The 18,630-nt window shown below is 60.5% G+C and carries 15 protein-coding genes; 7 read left to right on the top strand and 8 right to left on the bottom strand.

What is annotated here, in order from left to right; genetic code table 11:
* The first annotated feature begins 259 nt into the window (after positions 1 to 259).
* Complete coding sequence (locus GH665_RS08935; protein ID WP_153135551.1) at positions 260 to 940, top strand: PspA/IM30 family protein; 681 nt, start codon at positions 260 to 262, stop codon at positions 938 to 940.
* A 127-nt stretch (positions 941 to 1,067) separates the two neighbouring features.
* A complete protein-coding gene (locus GH665_RS08930; RefSeq protein WP_153135550.1) occupies positions 1,068 to 2,246 on the top strand; it encodes a tetratricopeptide repeat protein in 1,179 nt (392 codons plus the stop codon).
* A gap of 98 nt (positions 2,247 to 2,344) precedes the next feature.
* On the opposite strand, the gene GH665_RS08925 is transcribed toward GH665_RS08930, so the two are convergent.
* A complete protein-coding gene (locus GH665_RS08925) occupies positions 2,345 to 3,034 on the bottom strand; it encodes a TetR family transcriptional regulator (protein ID WP_153135549.1) in 690 nt (229 codons plus the stop codon).
* 146 nt (positions 3,035 to 3,180) lie between these two features.
* Between GH665_RS08925 and GH665_RS08920 the strand changes: the two genes are divergently transcribed.
* From GH665_RS08920 to GH665_RS08910, 3 genes are all read left to right on the top strand, one after another.
* Positions 3,181 to 4,671 carry a flavin-containing monooxygenase gene (locus GH665_RS08920; protein WP_153135548.1) on the top strand — a complete coding sequence of 497 codons (1,491 nt, stop codon included), beginning with the start codon at positions 3,181 to 3,183 and terminating at the stop codon, positions 4,669 to 4,671.
* Positions 4,672 to 4,754: 83 nt separating this feature from the next.
* The gene (locus GH665_RS08915; protein WP_153135547.1) at positions 4,755 to 5,753 is read left to right on the top strand and encodes an alpha/beta fold hydrolase; all 999 of its coding nucleotides are present in this window, start codon (positions 4,755 to 4,757) and stop codon (positions 5,751 to 5,753) included.
* A gap of 322 nt (positions 5,754 to 6,075) precedes the next feature.
* On the top strand, positions 6,076 to 7,479 hold the full coding sequence (locus GH665_RS08910; RefSeq protein ID WP_153135546.1) for a methyl-accepting chemotaxis protein: 1,404 nt from the start codon (positions 6,076 to 6,078) through the stop codon (positions 7,477 to 7,479).
* A 724-nt stretch (positions 7,480 to 8,203) separates the two neighbouring features.
* Here the strand turns inward: GH665_RS08910 and GH665_RS08905 are convergent.
* The 4 genes from GH665_RS08905 to GH665_RS08890 all read right to left on the bottom strand — a co-directional run bounded on the left by GH665_RS08905 (position 8,204) and on the right by GH665_RS08890 (position 12,307).
* Positions 8,204 to 9,022, bottom strand: a complete 819-nt coding sequence (locus tag GH665_RS08905; RefSeq protein ID WP_153138323.1) for an ABC transporter permease subunit — start codon at positions 9,020 to 9,022, stop codon at positions 8,204 to 8,206.
* Complete coding sequence (locus GH665_RS08900; protein WP_028199272.1) at positions 9,022 to 9,951, bottom strand: ABC transporter permease subunit; 930 nt, start codon at positions 9,949 to 9,951, stop codon at positions 9,022 to 9,024. The genes GH665_RS08905 and GH665_RS08900 overlap by 1 nt, the downstream gene beginning before the upstream one ends.
* On the bottom strand, positions 9,948 to 11,114 hold the full coding sequence (locus GH665_RS08895; protein WP_167530932.1) for an ABC transporter ATP-binding protein: 1,167 nt from the start codon (positions 11,112 to 11,114) through the stop codon (positions 9,948 to 9,950). The genes GH665_RS08900 and GH665_RS08895 overlap by 4 nt, the downstream gene beginning before the upstream one ends.
* A 92-nt stretch (positions 11,115 to 11,206) precedes the next feature.
* Positions 11,207 to 12,307 carry a polyamine ABC transporter substrate-binding protein gene (locus tag GH665_RS08890; protein ID WP_153135545.1) on the bottom strand — a complete coding sequence of 367 codons (1,101 nt, stop codon included), beginning with the start codon at positions 12,305 to 12,307 and terminating at the stop codon, positions 11,207 to 11,209.
* A 608-nt stretch (positions 12,308 to 12,915) separates the two neighbouring features.
* Between GH665_RS08890 and GH665_RS08885 the strand changes: the two genes are divergently transcribed.
* Together GH665_RS08885 and GH665_RS08880 are read left to right on the top strand one after the other, a co-directional pair.
* Positions 12,916 to 14,244 (top strand): phospholipase A, encoded by a 1,329-nt coding sequence (locus GH665_RS08885; RefSeq protein WP_153135544.1) that lies wholly within the window; start codon positions 12,916 to 12,918, stop codon positions 14,242 to 14,244.
* Between the two features lie 144 nt (positions 14,245 to 14,388).
* Positions 14,389 to 14,592: a DUF1289 domain-containing protein gene (locus GH665_RS08880; protein ID WP_030103029.1), complete on the top strand. Its 204-nt coding sequence runs from the start codon at positions 14,389 to 14,391 to the stop codon at positions 14,590 to 14,592.
* A 140-nt stretch (positions 14,593 to 14,732) separates the two neighbouring features.
* Here GH665_RS08880 and GH665_RS08875 read toward each other — a convergent pair whose 3' ends face one another.
* From GH665_RS08875 to GH665_RS08865, 3 genes are all read right to left on the bottom strand, one after another.
* Positions 14,733 to 15,395 (bottom strand): OmpW/AlkL family protein, encoded by a 663-nt coding sequence (locus GH665_RS08875; protein WP_153135543.1) that lies wholly within the window; start codon positions 15,393 to 15,395, stop codon positions 14,733 to 14,735.
* A 70-nt stretch (positions 15,396 to 15,465) separates the two neighbouring features.
* The gene (locus GH665_RS08870; protein ID WP_153135542.1) at positions 15,466 to 16,656 is read right to left on the bottom strand and encodes an NAD(P)H-dependent flavin oxidoreductase; all 1,191 of its coding nucleotides are present in this window, start codon (positions 16,654 to 16,656) and stop codon (positions 15,466 to 15,468) included.
* Between the two features lie 712 nt (positions 16,657 to 17,368).
* Positions 17,369 to 18,562: a GGDEF domain-containing protein gene (locus GH665_RS08865; protein WP_153135541.1), complete on the bottom strand. Its 1,194-nt coding sequence runs from the start codon at positions 18,560 to 18,562 to the stop codon at positions 17,369 to 17,371.
* Positions 18,563 to 18,630: the final 68 nt, after the last annotated feature.

Below are 18,630 nucleotides of genomic sequence, written 5' to 3'. Positions count from 1 at the left end.
TTAAGGGGGTTTTAAGAGAATGCGTGGTGTAATATCCGCGAGCGGCTGAATGATCCGCCGCGCGTTTTAACCGCTGACGCAATGTGTAAATCCGTTTCAAAACGTAAATTTATCGCGCCGCTATTGTAATCGGCGAGTGCGCCCCGAAATCCGGTCCGAACGTTGCGCAGCTTCTCGCGTAGCGGCGTAAAGTAGTATTGGAAAGCAGTTAAAGCGCGTGGGAATTATTCAGCGCCGATTTCATTCTTTGGAGGTTTTCATGTCGCTTTTTGACAGCATTTCGCGCACGCTTAAAGGTCTCCTGAACGACGCAGCCGATTCCGTGCAGGATCCGTCGCGTGATTCACGCCAGATCGTGCGCGAACTCGACGAGAGCATCGCTAAAGCCGAGAACTCGCTGATCGAGATTCAGGCGCAAGTCGCCACGCAACAAAGCAAGCGCGATGTTGCCGCGGACAAGGCGAAGAAGTACGAAGACGGCGCGAAGCGCGCGCTGCAATCCGGCGACGAAACGCTCGCGCGCGAAGCCCTCGGCGCGCAGGCCACGGCCGAAGCCGAGCGCGATGCGCTGGCGAAGGAACTGACTACGCTGGAGCCGTCGGTTGCGCAGCTGAAGAGCCAGATCGACGACATGCGTGGCCGTCGTAACGACCTGAACGCGCGCTCGAACATTCTGCAAGCCAAGCAGCAGATCGCTCAGGCCAAAGATGTTGCGGCCACCGCGCTGGGTGGCATTGGCGGCAAGAATCTGTCTGAAGATTTCCAGAAGCTGGAAGACAAGGTTGCGTTGTCGAATGCCCGTTCCGACGCGCGCCTGAATTCGGCTGACGTGAAGAGCGGCAAGGCGCTCGACGACAAGCTCGCGGATCTGAACCGCGGTCCGTCCGTTGAAGATCGTCTCGAAGCGTTGAAGAAGCAGATCAACACGCCGGCGCAGTAATTGCATCAGCAGTAAATACCGGCTGCTGTCACGCAGCCGGTACACCGGCCGCCGGATACGCCGGCCGCCGGTATGCCGGCCACCGGTATCGACTGAAGGAGACGGGTGCATCACACCCGGTCCGCAAATGAAAAAATTTCTCACAAGCGTGTTCGCGTCGCTGCTGTTCGTATCGGCTGCGGCGTTTGCTGTGCCGACGGTCCAGCAGATCGAATCCGCCATGTCGCAAGGCAACTGGCAGCAAGCCGATGCCGGTTTGAGCGAAGTGTTGCAGGCGCATCCGAACAATGCCCGCGCGCACTACCTGTACAGCCAGGTGCTCGATCGCGAAGGCCGCTATGCCGACGCCCTCGCCCAGGTGCAACAGGCCAAGACACTCGACCCACAAATCCGCTTCACCGATCCGACCCGCTTCGCGCAAACCGAAGCGCGGATTCGCAAAAACGCTGAACAGGCCGGTGGCAACACCACGAACCGCGCAGCCAACCCGTTCGTGCAGCAGAATTCGCCGGCCGTGCAGCAGTCGGCGATGGTGCCGCAAGCGCCGCAACGGCATGGCCCCGGCATCGGCATGTGGGTCGGCATCATTCTGCTGATCGGCGTGATCACACTGGTGCTGCGCTGGACCTTGCGCCGCGCCCGCTCGCAAGACGATTCGCGTGCCGACGACGATCGTCGCGTGCAGCTCAAGCGTGCGACCGAGATGCTCAACGCCGTGCGCTCGTTGAAGCTCGACGTGAAGCTTTCCACCGTGCAAGGTCACGAGGCACTGGAGAAAGAAGTCGAATCGACCGAAGAACAGTTGCGCGGTCTCGTCGAAACGCTGTCGAACGGCAAGAATCCGGTGCCGCCGTATCAGCTCGACGAACTGGAGCAGCGCATCGGCAGCATGCGCGCCCGCGCCGACGGGCGGCCCGATCCCTATGCCGCACCGGCCGCCAGCACACAACAGTCGCCGTATGCACAGGAAGCCGAGCGTTTCGGCAACCCGCCGCAGCCCTATCCGCAGCAAGGACCGTATCAGCAGCAGCCGCAGGTCATCGTGCAACAAGGCGGCGGCGGTTTCGGCGGCGGCATGGGTGGTTTGCTGACCGGCGTACTGCTTGGTGAGGCGCTGAATTCCGGGCGTGATCGCGTCGTGGAACGTGACGTGATCGTCGACGACGAAACGCGCCGCCGCGGTGGCGCCGGTGGCAATGGCGGCGGCCTCGACTTCGGGCAGGGCTCGAACGACTGGAACGACAACAGCGGCGGTGGCGTCGACCTGGGCAGTAACGACGATTCCGGCAGCTGGAGCGATACCTGAGCAACTGAACACTGCTCGAAATGCAGCCCTCAAGCTGCCATGAAAACAGGCTCCTGCACGGAGCCTGTTTTTTTATGTTGATTCTTTCCTCAGGCGCGTCACGCCCGCACTGACGCAGACGCCCTCACCGGCTCATGCTGCGCCAGCAGCACCGAACCCGCGAACAGCCGGACGATGAAACGCTCCGCATACGCGACCAGCGCTTCCCGGCGCGCACCGTTGCCGTCGATGTACTCCGCTGACAGATGGAACAGTTGCAACACGATCTGCGTACAGACTTCGTCGACGGTGACGCGCGCGAGCGTCGGCATCAGCTCCAGTTGCACGACGTCGTCCGCCATTTCCGCCGACACCTCATGGAGATTCGCCCGCACCGCTTCCCGCAGCGCCGGCGAGGTGCCGTGATACTCGACCAGCGCGCTCAGAAACGCCTCCCGATTCTCCAGTGCAAACGCAAAGAACGCCGCACACGCACGACGCGGCACGCTTTGCGGCTCGTCGTGCGCAGCCAGCCAGCGCTCGCGCCGCAGCATCGGCCGCAAGCGGCGGCTCACGGATTCGACCGCCTCGCGTGCCAGGTCGTCGAGCGTGTCGAAGTGGCGATAAAACGTATTGGGATTCAGCCCCGCCTCGCGCGCCAGTTCGCGCAGACCCAAGCTTGCAAAGCTGCGTCCGCCCGCGGTCAGACGCAGCGCGGCTTCGATCAGCTTGCGCTTGCCGGGCGCAAGATCCTGCCCGGCAGCAGAACCATGGTCGGCGGCGGGCGCCGTTTCGGGTACGGAGTTCATGAGCTTTCAGTCAAAGCGTGCTTCACGCGTTTAATAGTCGTACTCTAAACGATCTTGACGCGAAGTGTACAGTTGTCTACCCTGCGCGTTATGCGGGTGTAGACATATGTAGACACCCCTGATTCTGTCTACCCTGGAGACCCGCCGTGACGCCTGCTTCATCTGCCCAACCCGCCGCGCCACGCATTGCCATAGTCGGCAGCGGATTTGCGGGCATCGGCATGGCGATCCGCCTTCTGCAGATGGGCATCACGTCGTTCACGATTTACGAGGCAGCCGGCGATATTGGCGGCACCTGGCGCGACAACACCTACCCCGGTGCAGCTTGCGATGTGCCGTCACATCTGTATTCGTTTTCGTTCGAGCCGAATCCGGCATGGTCGCGCGCGTTCGGCGGCCAGGCGGAAATCTTCGCCTACCTCAAGCATTGCGTGCGCAAATATGGCGTCGACCGCTATGTGCGTTGCAATGCGGGCGTGGTCTCGGCCCGTTTCGACGAAGCGCGGCAAACCTGGCAAGTCGAGATCGACTCGCACGGCACACGCGAAAACATCGAAACCGATGTAGTGATCGCCGCGAGCGGCCCATTATCGCGGCCGGCCATGCCGCAAATCGCGGGGCTCGAACGTTTCGAAGGCAAACTGTTTCATTCGGCGCGCTGGGACCACCACTATCCGCTCGAAGGCAAGCGCGTTGCGGTGATCGGCACCGGCGCCAGCGCGATCCAGTTCGTGCCGCAGATCCAGCCACGCGTCGCCCGGCTCGAACTGTTCCAGCGCACCGCGCCGTGGATCATGCCCAAGCCGGACAAACCGGTCGGTCCGCGCGCGCGTTGGTTGTTCCGCCATCTGCCGTTCACGCAGCGCTTCGTGCGCAACGCGATCTACTGGCAACTCGAATCGCGCGCGGTGGCGTTCGTCGTCAATCCGAAACTGATGAAGTTGCCGATGAAGTTCGGCATGAGCTATCTGGAGCGGCGCGTCAAAGACCCCGCGCTGCGCGCCAAGGTAACGCCGAACTACCGGCTCGGCTGCAAGCGCGTGCTGTTGTCGAGTGACTACTATCCGGCGCTCGGCCAGCCGAACGTCGACGTGGTGACGACCGGCATCCGCGAAATCGTCGCCGACGGCATCGTGACCGACGACGGAACGCACCACCCGGCCGACGCGATCATCTGCGGCACCGGTTTCCAGGTCAACGACGTGGGCGCGCCATTCGAGGTGAGCGGTCTCGACGGCGCGGATCTTGGCGCGACGTGGCTGCGCGACGGACCGGAGGCATATCTAGGCACCAGTGTCGCCAACTTCCCGAACTTCTTCATGATTGTCGGCCCGAACACCGGGCTTGGTCACAACTCGATGATCTACATGATCGAGTCGCAGGTGCAGTACATCGCCGATTGCCTGCGCGTGCTGCGCCGACGCAAGGCTCGCACCATGAACCTGCGGGCGGACGTGCAGCGCGAATTCAATGAACGTCTGCAAGAGCAGATGCAGCGCTCCGTGTGGGTTAGCGGCTGCCATAGCTGGTATCAGACGAAGAGCGGCAAGGTCACGGCGTTGTGGCCGGGCTTCACATTCAGTTTTCGCAAACGCACGCGGCGTGTGCGGCCGCACGATTATCGCTTCGCGCCTTAAAGCGGCGTGCGGGGGCTGAGAGGCTGCTCGCGAGACCGATGACGCTGGGACGATCTGCTTCAAACTAAAGGGAGACAACAATCATGGCAAGCATCGAATCCGCAACGCCCGGAACACCAGCATCAACCGCGCCACTGCCGCCCCGCTCGCTCGCCGCACGCCTCGGCATCACCAGTGTGCCGCGCGCCGAACTGCAGCGGCGCTATACGCAAAGCGGCTCGAAGTTCGTCAAGATCATGGGCGCCGACGTGCACTACGTCGACGAAGGCAGCGGCGATACGATCGTGATGGTCCATGGCTTCGCCTCTTCGTTGCATACGTGGAATCGTGTCGCTGACGAACTCAAGCGCGAGCATCGCGTGATCCGCCTCGATTTGCCGCCGTTCGGCGTGACCGGACCGCTGCGCTCGAACACCGGCGAGATCGAAACGATGAACCTGCCCACGTACCGGCGTTTCATCGACACGTTCATGCAGGCACTCGGCATCTCGCGCGCGACGCTGATCGGCAACTCGCTCGGCGGCCTGATTTCGTGGGATTACGCGGTGCGCCACCGCGAGGCCGTCGAGCGGCTCGTCCTGATCGACTCGGCCGGATTTCCGATGAAACTGCCGATCTACATCGGCCTCTTCAATAGCGCGCTGGTGCGGGTCAGTTCGCCGTGGTGGTTGCCCGAAGCCATTATCAAGAGCGCGGTGCGCAACGTGTACGGCGATCCGCGCAAGATCGATGCGGTGACGCTGCGGCGTTACGTCGAATTCTTCCACGGCGAAGGCACGCGCGCGGCGATCGGCAAGATGGTGCCGACGCTCGATTTCAAGGACGTCGACACTGACGTGCTGAAGACGCTGAAGGTGCCGTCACTAGTGCTGTGGGGAGCGAAGGATCGCTGGATCCCTCCTGCGCACGCGGCCGAGTTTGCGAGCCGCATTCCCGGTGCGAAATCGGTGATGTATCCAGGGCTCGGTCACATTCCGATGGAAGAGGCGCCCGAGCGCGTAATGACCGATCTGCGCGCGTTTCTCGACACGAGCGCCGGCACGGCTCCGGTCACTGGGGGCATCCGCCGCGCGCCGGTCTGACCCTTCGCTTGCATGCTGCGCGCTCAACCGCCCCCGAGCAGGCGCAGCAGTCCCCAAAGGAATTTGCAGAGCATCACGATCAGTTCCCACAGGTGATAGAACTGCTGCCAGCCGGAAACGCGTGCGAAAGAGTCGATCATGGTTGGCTGGTGAGAAATGAGTGGCGGCGGGTTGGTACGGCGAGTGCACATCATAACGACTGCGGGATACCCCGCATCAAGTCGACAGAAAGCGCGCCGTAAACACACGGAGAAGACGCGGCATCCGCAACCGGCGACCGCGCTAACCGACCCTACCCAACCGCGCCATCAAGGAGACCAGCATGACGCGTTTCAGCTTTCGCCGGGCCGGCCGTTCACAAACGGTCGTCGGCGATATTGCCGCGCAAGCGGGCAAACTGGGAATCGAGATCTGCGACGTATCGGGCCACGTCGAAGAAGTGGCCGCCCGCGTGCAGCATCAGGCGCAGGTATGCCGCGCCCTGCGCGAATCCGCCGCGCAAACGCTCGCGGGCAATCATCGCATTGCCACCGCCGCGCGCGCCATGCGCAGCGTGTCGGCCGGCGCCGCAACGGGTGTGCAGGAATCGCAGCAGACGCTGGAGGCATCGCTCGCCGACATTCACGGGCTGGTGGAAGGCGTGACGGTCATCGAGAGCCAGATTGGCGCGCTGCGCAGTGCGTTGGCACACGTGAGCCGCGTCTCTGAGGAGATCTCGCTGATCGCCCGCCAGACGCATTTGCTGGCGCTCAACGCCGCGATCGAAGCTGCGCGCGCCGGCGACTCCGGCAAGAGTTTCGCGGTGGTGGCAGCCGAGGTGAAGAACCTGTCGGCGAAGACCGCGCAGGCGACCGGCCAGATCGAAACGACGCTGGCACAGCTCACTCAGCAGACCGAGCAGTTGATCAGCGAAGGCTCGGTGAATACGGCCCGTGCGCACCGGGTTCGTGAAGGCACCCGCAAGATAGGCGACGTCGTGCATGCGACGGGCGATGCGATTACGCAGCTCAACGACGAAGCTGGGCAAATCGCCGCGCTGACTGGCGAGATCGAGACGCAATGCAACGGGCTTGAGGCTCAGGTGCTGGAGATGGCGAGCGGGGTCGAGGATTCGAGCGAGAACTTCGTCCAGGCGAAGGACCGGCTGGGGAATTTGCTCGGCGTATCCGAGACGTTGATCGAACTGACTGCGGCCACCGGGGTGGAGACGACGGATACGCCGTTTATCGAAGCCGTGCAGCGAGCCGCGGCCGCGGTGGGCAAGGTGTTTGAGACGGCTGTCGCTCGCGGTGAAGTGTCGATTGAGGATCTGTTCGATCGGCAGTATGTGCCTGTTGCCGGGAGCAATCCGGCTCAGTTTGTTACGCGGTTTACTGCTTTTACCGATCGGGTTTTGCCTGCTATTCAGGAGCCTTTACTCGGGCTTGATCCACGTGTTGCGTTTTGCGCCGCTGTGGACGTGCGCGGGTATTTGCCTACGCATAATCTGAAGTTTTCCTTGCCGCAGCGCGAGGACGTGGTCTGGAATATGGCGAATTGCCGGAATCGACGGATGTTCGATGATCGTACCGGGATTGCGGCTGCGTCGCATGTTAAGAAGTTTTTGCTGCAGACGTATCGGCGCGATATGGGTGGTGGGCAGTTTGTTCTGATGAAGGATGCGTCGGCGCCTGTGTTTGTTGCCGGGCGGCATTGGGGTGGGGTTCGGGTTGGGTATAAGGTTTGATGGTTTTTTTGCCTGTTCGGCGGGTTTGTTGTTGTTGATTTCGCGCTTTGGCCTTTCCTTGTTTTGTTAGTGGTCTATTAGCGTTGCCCCTGTGCGGGGCGGCACCTACTTCTCTTTGCCGGCCGCAAAGAGAAGTAGGCAAGAGAAAGCGGCTCAAACCGCTAATTCTTAAGCGGGTCCCCCGCACAGATGCGGTAGTGGTGCATCTGGAATCCGTGTTCCCGCGCACTCCGCGTTAGCGACAAGGCGCTCATCAGCTCCCACTCCGCACTACGTGCGTCGCGGACGGGTCTGCCAGGGAAACCAGCGGGGTTGCTTCGCGCAGCGGGGGCCATCGGCTTCGCCTCGGCGAGGCGCCGAATGCGCCAATATCTTGGGTTTTGAGGTCGCCCCCGCGTCAATTTCGGCTGGACCACGAAACGCGACCAACGTTTTTGTGAACGGGGTATCGGTGCGCGCAGCGCCGCCGGAGGTATGACGCCCTTGTCACCAGGGCCGAATGTGCGAGGAGACAGATTCCAGATGCACCACTACCGTGGCTGCGCGGGGGACCCGCTTATGAGCTAGCGGGGTGAGCCGCTTTCTTTTGCCTACTTTTCTTTGCGGCAGGCAAAGAAAAGTAGGTGCCGCCCCGCACAGGGGCAACGCTAATAGACCACTAACACAGCAAGGAAAGGCCAAAAGACCAGATCAACAAGCAAACCGCCGAACAGGCAAAAAAAACCTAAACCGCCATAACAGCCCTCTTCCTCTCAGCCCGCTGCATAAAATAGTTAGCCAACACCACCCCAACAGTAACAACAACAATAAACAACGTAGCCAACGCATTCATCTCCGGATTCAATCCAAGCCGAACGCGAGAGAACACAACCAGCGGCAGGGTCGTCGACCCAGGTCCCGACAAAAACGCCGACAGAACCAGATCGTCAATCGACAAAGTGAACGACAACAGCCACCCAGAAACCAGAGCCTGCGAAATCAACGGCAACGTAATGAAGAAAAACACCTTAAGCGGCGTCGCCCCAAGATCAAGCGCGGCTTCTTCGAGAGAAGGATTCAACTCCTTCACACGCGACTGCACGATGATGGCCACATAGGAAATACACAACATCACGTGCCCGATCCAGATCGTGAAAATGCCGCGCCCGGCAGGCCACCCCAACCACTTGGCCATTTCGATGAACAGCAGCAGCAGCGAAATCCCCTGAATCACCTCGGGAATCACGAGCGGCGCATTGATCATCCCGGTGTAGAGCGTAAAACCACGAAACCGCCCCATGCGGGCCAGAACAAACCCGGCCCACGTGCCGATAATCACCGACGCAAACGCCGTCAGCAACGCCACACGCAACGACAACCACGCCGCCGCAATCAACTCGTCGTCCTGCAACAACGCCGCATACCAGCGCGTGGAAAACCGCGTCCACACCGTGACCAGTTGCGATTCGTTGAACGAATACACAATCAGACTCACGATCGGTATGTAGAGAAACAGAAACCCGATCCCCAAGGCAATGAACTGCAAAATCCGGTTCGGCTTCATCAGCGCCTTTCCTCCATCGCCTTCGCCTGCGCGTACTGGAAAAACGCCATCGGCACCAATAACAACAACACCATCGCGCACGTCACGGCAGACGCCATCGGCCAATCGGCATTGTCGAAGAACTCATTCCACATCACGCGGCCAATCATCAACGTGTTCGCGCCGCCCAGCAACTCCGGAATCACATACTCGCCGACCGCCGGAATGAACACCAGCAAACAACCGGCAATGATGCCGTTCTTCGACAACGGCAAGGTGATCTGCCAGAACGCGCGCCATGGCTTCGCGCCGAGATCGTAGGCGGCTTCCAGCAAGGTCATGTCCATCTTCACCAGATGCGCGTAAAGCGGCATCACGAGAAACGGCAGGTACGAATACACCATGCCGATATAAACCGCCGTGTTCGTGTGATACAGCTCGATCGGCGTATGGATCAGCCCGGTCGACATCAGGAAGTTATTCAGCAAACCATTATTCTTCAGGATACCGATCCATGCATACACGCGAATCAGAAACGAGGTCCAGAACGGCAGCATCACCGCCATCATCAGCAAATTTCGGCTCGCCGGATTCGATCGCGCAATGTAGTACGCCATCGGATAACCGATCAGCAAACACAGCAGCGTGGACACCGCCGCGACTACCACCGAATTCACATAGGTCGCGAAATAGAGGCTGTCGGTCAGCAGAAACGCATAGTGCGACAGATCCAGCGCGACGTGAATCACGCCATCCGTATACGTCGTGAGTTCCGTATAAGGTGGAATGCCAAGCTGCAAATCGGCAAAACTGATCTTCACGACCAGCAGGAACGGCACGAGGAAAAACAGCAGCAGCCAGATGAACGGCCCGGCCACCACCGCGGTGCGGCCGGTCAGATTGAAACGGCGCACCGGCCACGATGCGAGAGAACTGATCGAGCGCTTCATGACGTCAGCACCACACCGGCCGACGCGCTCCAGCGCACATAGACTTCGTCGCCCCAGGTGGGCGGATCGATCTCCGTCAAGGCAAGGCTCGTCACGTTGGCGATCACCGTTTTGCCGGCGTCGAGCTTCACGTGATACAACGAATAGCCGCCCATGTAGGCGACGTTCGTCACCACGCCCTTGCCCCAGTTGTAGGTGCCTTCGGGCGGCTTGCGCGTGAGCGCGATGCGCTCAGGCCGTACCGAGATCGTCACCGGCATGCCGAGCGGCCCGGTAATGCCGTGACTCACGTAGAGACGGACCGGCAGATCGGGGGTTTCGATGAACACGTGATCGGGTTCATCTTCGACGACATTGCCGTCGAACAGATTGGTCGAGCCGATGAACTCGGCCGAAAAACGGCTGTTCGGATACTCGTACACTTCGTGCGGCGTGCCAAGCTGGATGATCTCCCCCTCGCTCATCACCGCAAGACGATCGGCCATCGTCATCGCCTCTTCCTGGTCGTGCGTGACCATCATGCAAGTCACGCCGACCTTGTCAAGGATGTTCACCAGTTCGATCTGCGTGCGCTGACGGATCTGCTTGTCGAGTGCCGACATCGGTTCGTCGAGCAACAGCAGCTTTGGCCGCTTGACGAGCGAGCGCGCGAGCGCCACCCGCTGCTGCTGACCACCGGAGAGCTGATGCGGCTTACGCTTCGCAAAGCGGCCCATCTGCACGAGATCGAGTGCATTCTGCACGCGGTCCTTCAGTTCGGCTTTCGGCACGCCCTCCTGTTTCAGCCCGAACGCGACGTTGGCCTCGACCGTCATGTGGGGAAACAGCGCATACGACTGGAACATCATATTGACCGGCCGGCGATAAGGCGGCAATTGCGCCAGGTCTTCCCCGTCGATCAGAATCTTGCCCGACGTGATCGATTCAAGCCCGGCCAGCATGCGCAACAAGGTCGATTTGCCACAGCCGGAACTGCCGAGCAACGCAAACAGCTCGCCCTTTTTCACCGACAGGTTGACCCCTTTCACCGCCGCGGTCTCGCCGAACTTCTTCACGATGTCGACGATCTGGATGAAATTCTCCGCTGCGTCGCCCGCTTGGGCGTTCAGGCCCGGAAACGGCGCGGCGGTCCCTGCCAGCGCGCCCGACTGGTCACTACTCATCACAATGCTTTACTCCGGCTTTTGACGAACAAAGCCCCCGGTGGACACCGAGGGCTTCATGATGATACTTACCCGTTCACTCCCGCTGCGAGTCAGCGGCCGGACTTGAATTCAGTCCACAGCCGCGTTTGCAGGCGCTGGATTTCCGGCGGCAGCGGCTTCAACAGGAACAGCGTCTTGATGACTTCAGGCGACGGATACACAGCCGGGTCGTTCGCCACGTCCTTGTCCACGTACTTGCGCGCTTCGAGGTTGGCGCTCGGATAGTAGACGGCGTTGGTGATCGCGGCATGGACCTGCGGCGTTTCGATGTAGTTGATCCACTCGAGCGCGGCTTCCTTGTTCTTCGCGTCCTTCGGAATCGCCATCACGTCGAACCACACCGGGGCGCCGCCCTTAGGAATGTAGTACTCGATCTTGTAGGCCTTCTTCGCCTCGATCGCACGATGCTTGGCGATCACGACGTCGCCCGACCAGCCATACGCGAAGCACACATCACCGCCGACCAGATCGTTGATGTAACCCGACGAGTTGAACTGCGTGATGTACGGGCGGATCTTCTTCATCATCTCGAGCGCGGCACGGTAGTCAGCCGGATTCGTGCTCATCGGATCGCGGCCGATGTAGTGCAGCGCGGCGGCGAACATCTGATCCGGGGCATCGAGCACGGACACGCCACAGGCCTTCAGCCTGGAAATGTTTTCCGGCTTGAAGAGCACGTCCCAGCTGTCGAGCGGCACATTCTTGCCGAGCAGCTGCTGCGCCTTGGTGACGTTGTAGGCAAGGCCGGTCGTGCCGTATGCCCAGGGTACCGTGTACTTGTTGCCCGGGTCGGCGCCGGCCACGAGGGCCATCAGCGACGGGTCGAGGTATTTGAGGTTCGGCAGCTTCGATTTGTCGAGCGGCGCGAAGATGCCGGCGGCAATCTGCTTGCCGGCGTAATTGCTGGTCGGCACGACGATGTCGTAGCCCGAATTACCTGTGAGGAGCTTGGCTTGCAGCGTGTCGTCGCTGTCGTAGTTGTCGTATTTGACCTGGACGCCGGTCTGCTTGGTGAAGTTCGGAATGGTGTCCTTGGCAATGTAATCGGACCAGTTATACACGTTCAACTGCGTATCTTTCGCAGCGGCCGTCAACCACGGCGTCGCGCACAAGACCAGCGCCGCCACCTGCACCACTACCCGTCTTTTCATTCCGTTCTCCGATCCTGACCGGCCCGAGCCGGCCATCTTCGTCCACGCCGCGGCACACCGCTCGCGGCTCCCCTGAAAAACCCGAAAACTACCATTAATTATTGCGCGCACCAAAAAAAATGCTGAGATGTCGCGCAAACGGTACAGCGCAAGCCGTGCCGCTACAAAATGGGCGCAATTTTAGCGGGTTATCGGCGCGTGTCTACCCGAAAAAAACACCAGTGACAGCCTCGGTATTGCGCCGCTGTCCCGTTGTGGCGACGGCGCCGCGCCCGGTTTGCATCGGGGCTGCCGTCAACGGCCGCTGTTGTGGCTGTTGGCGTTCGGCAAACAAGACGGGTTTTGCTCGAACCATTTGCAGATGAAGTGATTTTGTAAGTATTCTCCGAATATCTCATCGTGCCCTGTACTGCTGCCCGCGGCGGCACCGCACGGGTCATGCTGCCCGGTTGGCGGCAGCCGTCGGCATTCGTTCGGCTGCCGTTTTTGAGCCACTTTCGCGCTTTTTTCTAGCGCCCTGCGCGGCCAGTCCGGTGTGTCGGCGTGTCGTCGTTTGACGCACAACCCTCGCCCTTTGGCTCGCTGCCTTGCTATCAGGACGACAGCCCATGCGTTTTCGCGCTTTATTCGGTCACCTCGGCCCCAGCACGCCGCCTCAAGCTCGCCACGCCATGCCGCGCATTTCACGCGCCACCTTCCTGTCCTCCCTCATTGCAATCGCCGCACTCTCCGGTGAGGCTCATGCGACGGTCGCCATGCTGCAGCCGGCGCGCGTCGTCGCCGCCGACGAACCGCTGCAACTCACCCTGCTCTATTCCGCCGACGACGCGAAGGCCCTCACTGTCGCCGTCCCGCCGACGCTCAGTGTGAACTTGAGCAGCGCGGAACAGGCGCCGCAACCGCTCGAGCTCAAGCGAGAACCCGGTGTGCCCGACACCTTGAACTTGCGGCCCGGCCAGTTTTGCAAAGTAAGGTTTTCGGCGCCCTGGCCGCAGTCCGCGCGCGGCGAAGTCCGGATCGACCCGGTGGGATTCGACGCATCGCCGGCGATTGTCGCGATCAACGGCGGGCCGCAGCAGAACGCGGTTGCCCAGGCGGAGCGTGCCGAGAGCCGGGCAACCACACCTGCCCAGGTCGCCGAACAGGCCGCCGTCGTAGACGGGCCGACGGGCGACGCGATGTCCCCGCCCGGCGACTCACTGGCCACCGCCGGACGCGGCATCCTCTCGCACATCTCCTACTACGAACCGATGTATTTCGCCGTCGGCCACAACGGCGATACGAACGCGAGGCTGCAGTTGAGTTTCAAATACCGCATCCTGATGCCGGACGATTTGCGCTCAAAGGCCCTGCGCGACAACCTGTATTTCGCCTACACGCAGACCTCGATCTGGGATCTGTCCGCCGATTCGCGGCCGTTTCGCGACACAACCTACTCCCCGCAGCTGTTCTACTACGTGCCGGACACCGGATGGCGCAGCCCGTTCTTCACGCGCATGGGTTTTGCCGCAGGCTTCGCGCACGAATCGAACGGCAAGGCAGGTTCGGACTCGCGCAGCATCAACATGCCCTTCATCCGTCCGACATGGGAATTCGGCAATCTCGACGGCAACCATCTGACCGTTTCGCCGAAAATCTATTACTACCTCGGCACGAGCAACAACCCCGATATCGCCGACTATCGCGGCTACGTCGATCTGCTGGTCAAATACGGCAGCGCCGACGGCTGGCAACTCGCGACCACGTTGCGCAAAGGCACCAAACACTGGTACGGCAGCATCGATTCGCAATTCACCTATCCGCTGGCCAAACTGCTGGGCAGTGCGTGGGGCGGCTATATCTGGGTGGGGTATTTCAACGGATACGGCGAGGACCTGCTCGACTACAACAACCGCCAGCACTGGATGGCGCGGATCGGGTACAGCATTTCGCGCTGACGGGCGTGATTCGAATCCCGGCGAACACGGCTGTCGATCCCGCCAACCGTGCGTGTATCCGTGCCACGACCAGGGTCACGCCGGAGTGTGTTCGCCGCATCGGTTAACATAGCGGAACTCCGCTTTTCCGCCCCAAGGTTTCCGATGGCTTCGAATCTCCACGATCTTCCCGACAGCCCGTGCATCGGCGTCTGTTCCACGCTTTTCGACGAAGTCTGCAAAGGCTGCGGCCGCACCGCAACCGAAGTGTCCAACTGGGTATTCTTAAGCGACGAGGAAAAGCACGCCGTTTGGGTACGCATCGAGCAGGACGGCACGGCAATGCGTTTCAAGAACGACAAGCTATAGCCCTTGGCGCCGCGGCCGCCCGCATTGGCTTTGCCCGTCGGCGAATTCGTCTCCCGATTCGGATTGAGATTGCAATAAAAAACGCCGGAAACTCCGGCGTCTTTACACGACGAGCGCGACTTCTCAAGCGCGAACGGTGATCAGAACCGCATACCGACACCCAGGCCCACCACCAACGGATCGATATTCAGCCGGCCGAGCGACTGCCCGCCAAGCGTTGCGTCGGTGTGCATCCAGATCTTCTTGATGTCCGCGTTGACAAATAGCGATTTGGTCACCTGCACGTCTACACCGGCCTGCAATGCAGGGCCGAAACTATGGTTGTTGATCGAGATCGACTGACCGCCTGCGTTGAGGCCGTTGTTATAGAACAACGTGTAGTTCAGACCCGCACCGACGTACGGACGAATACGCCCCGCGTGGTTGAAGTGATACTGCAGCAACAGCGTGGGCGGCAACACATTCACACCGCCGAGATTGCCGAGACTCGAGGTCAACTGATGACGCGACGTGCCGAGAATCAGTTCGACGCCCAGGTAGTCGCGAATCATGTAGGTGAGATCCAGCTCCGGCACGATGGCGTTGTTGACGCCCACATTGAGTGCCGACAGAGACTGGTTGGTCTTCACGTCCGGCATGATGCTGATTGCGCGCAACCTCACCAGTACGTCGCCGGCATGGATGCCGTTCATCTGATCGCCGCCGGCAACCTGTGCGTGCGCCTGCTGCGCCAACGCGCCCGCGCCTAACAGGCATGATGCGATGGCAGCGGCCTTGATTCTGTTCCTGAGCAAGTGCTTCATGTGCTTCCCCGAGTGTTTGTGTGCGTGCGGGGATTGTCGAAGGTCCCGCCAGGCTTCGCGTTGACCCGCATCAACCCAGCGAAAACGCCCATCGCCCTGCGACAGCGGGTCGCGTCGCACCGGTCAGCAGCAGTTCGATCAGGTCGTGGACGCTGCGAATGGCCGTGCCGAACGGCAAGGCTTCGCGGCCGCGAAAGAACAGACCGTTGGCCACGTCGCCGCGCAATGCCGCAGCGAGCCGCGTGTCGATGCAGAAGTGGCCGAACTTCTCGACACCGTCACGCCAGCCACAGACGCTTAGGCATTCAAGCGCGGTTGGACAAACGTGTTTGAGCGCACCGAGCTTGTCGCGAATTTTTGTTTCGTGGCGCAGATAGCGCATCAGCCACGGCGTTTTCACGGCGCGCGCGGGCAACCCCGTCACACTGACAAATTCGACAATGTCGTCCGGTGTTGCTTCGGCCAGCACGCGCTTGAAGTTCGGATGCGCGTCGCCTTCCTCGGTCACGGCGAATGGCGTGCCGAGCTGCACGCCGCTGGCGCCGGCGCTCAGTAGCTCGCGCACGGCTTCGTGACTATTGATGCCACCCGCGACGATCAAAGGCACGTCCTGCCGACTCAGGCCGAGCGAAGTGAACACCGTCTCGAGTTCCTCGAGCACACGCAGGAAGTCGAAGCGCGGGTCTTGCAGATCGGCGAGATTGGCCACACCGAGATGACCACCCGCGTGGGCCGGATGTTCGATCACGACGGCGTCGGGCAAACGGCCTTTTTTCATCCACTTCTTCAGCACCAGCGCGACGCCGCGGCTATCAGACAGAATCGGGATCAGTGCGATATCGTGGGCCTGGGTCATGTCCGGCAAGTCGAGCGGCAGGCCCGCGCCCATGACGATCGCGTCAGCGCCGTTCTCGCAGGCGACGCGCACATAGTCTGCTTGCGCATTGACTGCCTTCATCACATTGACGGCAACCATGCCGCGACCTTCGGCGAGCGCTTTGGCGGCGTGGATTTCACGAGCCAGCGCGGTGAGGTTTGCCTGTTCGAGCGTGGCCCGATCAGGCGACTGCCGGCAAAGTTCGACCAGGTCGGGATGGTGATGGCGCAGGTCGATGCTTGCGATGGTACCGAGTGCGCCCTCACGGGCGACGCTGCCTGCCAGACGGTGAGCCGAGATGCCGACGCCCATGCCGCCTTGTACGATCGGAAGCAGCGAGCGGCCGCGGATAACAAGCGGGGGGAACGAGTGAGAGGTAAGCATTGACGACCCGATGGATGAACTATCGAAACGCTGATAATCGGTCGTCGGGCGCGGCGTGCGTTGCGCTGGATCAATGAACCTGGTTAGCTGTCTGGTTTTACGTCCGATTAGTTGATGTTGGTCACTTCACGGTGAGGTCTATGGATCTTCCGTTGCAACGCCTGCAACAGCGGTGTTGGGAAGCACCGTTGGTCACTAACTGGACGCAACTTCCGCCGTCTGCCAAATCGCAGGATCGTCGTCAATTGCTTGTCCCGCGCGTTCAATGCCAACCGGAACACCGCGAAGTTCGCTATGGAACGCTGACCTTGCTCTTTTATCAGAAGTCTTATCAGGCTGATCGTGTGGCTCTCCACACTCAGTTGTGGTGCTCCGTCGGAAACGGATTGGAGCAGTCGTGAACGCGCGGACCACAGGCGTCCGTTGGACGGGAATTTTGCGCCCCAGTCGCCGCCGGCTTGATTGTCAGCATCTGCTGCGCCGTACAGGGCGTGGAGCGTGTCCGGCGGGAAGTAGAGCGGTGCATTTTGGACATGCAGGCCGGCCTTTCGGCAGCCGATGGACTATCGGTTACCGTTGCTGCCGAGGGTAGCCTGGCCGTTGATGCGGCTTCAGCACAGGCACAGCCTCGCCCCACTCTCAACGGACGGCAACTTCCATGGTCAGCCTTTCTCAACGTCACGGCTTCCACGCACACAGCCACCGAAAACTGTCACGCGATGCGGTCCTCGGGAGCGTCAATCTCTTCGGCTAGACGCTCACTAACTGTGCAATTTCGGCCGGAGCGCTTGGCTGCATAGAGAAGGCGGTCCGCGCGAGCCAGCATGACCGGAAGTGATTCACCCTCCTGAAACTGCACTACTCCGGCGCTAACCGTAACGTGCAGGGACTCAGCGATTTTCTCGAACCGCACGTTCGTCAGAGCAAGACGAATGCGCTCAGCAATCACATGCGCATCGCTCAGACCTGTGTTGCCTAGCAGGATCACAAATTCCTCGCCGCCAATACGAGCGACGATGTCGTTTGCGCGAATTGTCGTGACCACAATCTGGCAAAATGCGCGCAAAACCGTATCACCTGCGGCATGTCCAAAGCTATCGTTGATGGATTTGAAGTGGTCCAGATCGTACGCGACCATTGTCACAGGATGACGCTTCAGGTCACCCACAAAGCGGGCACCGCGCCGTTCGAATGCGCGCCGGTTTAACGCCTGTGTAAGAAAGTCCCGATCACGTTCCTCAATGATGCGTTCTATCAGATCTACTATCGCTGTCGTCAGCAGCAGCAGCGCGAGAACTGCCCCAAGTAGCGCGAGCGATAACTGCAACGCAAGCCAAAAGGCGGTTTGCGCAAACTGTGCGGTGACATGGGGAAGCGACTTACCGGTCGTTAGTGCTGTCCGGACGAAAAAGCTGACACCAAACGCGAGCAGCATCCAGAACAATGCCCGATCATCCAGGCGGGTACGAACTTTCGAGCGACTCTGCAACGCCGTCGCCACCAGCACAGCGCCGAAGCAGTAATTCAGGACATAGATGCGAGCCAGTAAATCCGGTGCGACGTAGGAAAAATAATAGATACCAACAATAACTGCGGTGAAGATAAACGCACCTGTTGACCAATGAAAAGGCTTTCCCCGGCGGCGCAAAACGCCCTCGCTCATCAACAGGATGCTGGCGGCATAGAAAGTCGCTGAGATGAGTGCATTTGGTCTCCATGCGTCTGGCAGATGGAGAATCTGTGACGCTGAACCTGAAGCGAAGGCCAGAAACGAAGCCGAAAGTGCAATAAGAAAAAAACGTTGTCTTTCATAAATCCAGACGCACAGAAAACTGAACGCGAAAACAACGGCAACGCCGGGAACGACCAACTGGACAATCTGCGTAGCGTTAAGTGCGAACGACATGCTTCCAGATTCCGAAAACCGACCCCGTGAATCACCGGTCATGTTATGTGGAACTCCTCTGCCCGAGG

The organism is Paraburkholderia agricolaris (assembly GCF_009455635.1).
Classification (GTDB): Bacteria; Pseudomonadota; Gammaproteobacteria; order Burkholderiales; family Burkholderiaceae; genus Paraburkholderia; species Paraburkholderia agricolaris.
The sequence above is the reverse complement of the archived record's forward strand: the minus strand, read 5'-3'. Positions and strand labels throughout refer to the sequence as shown.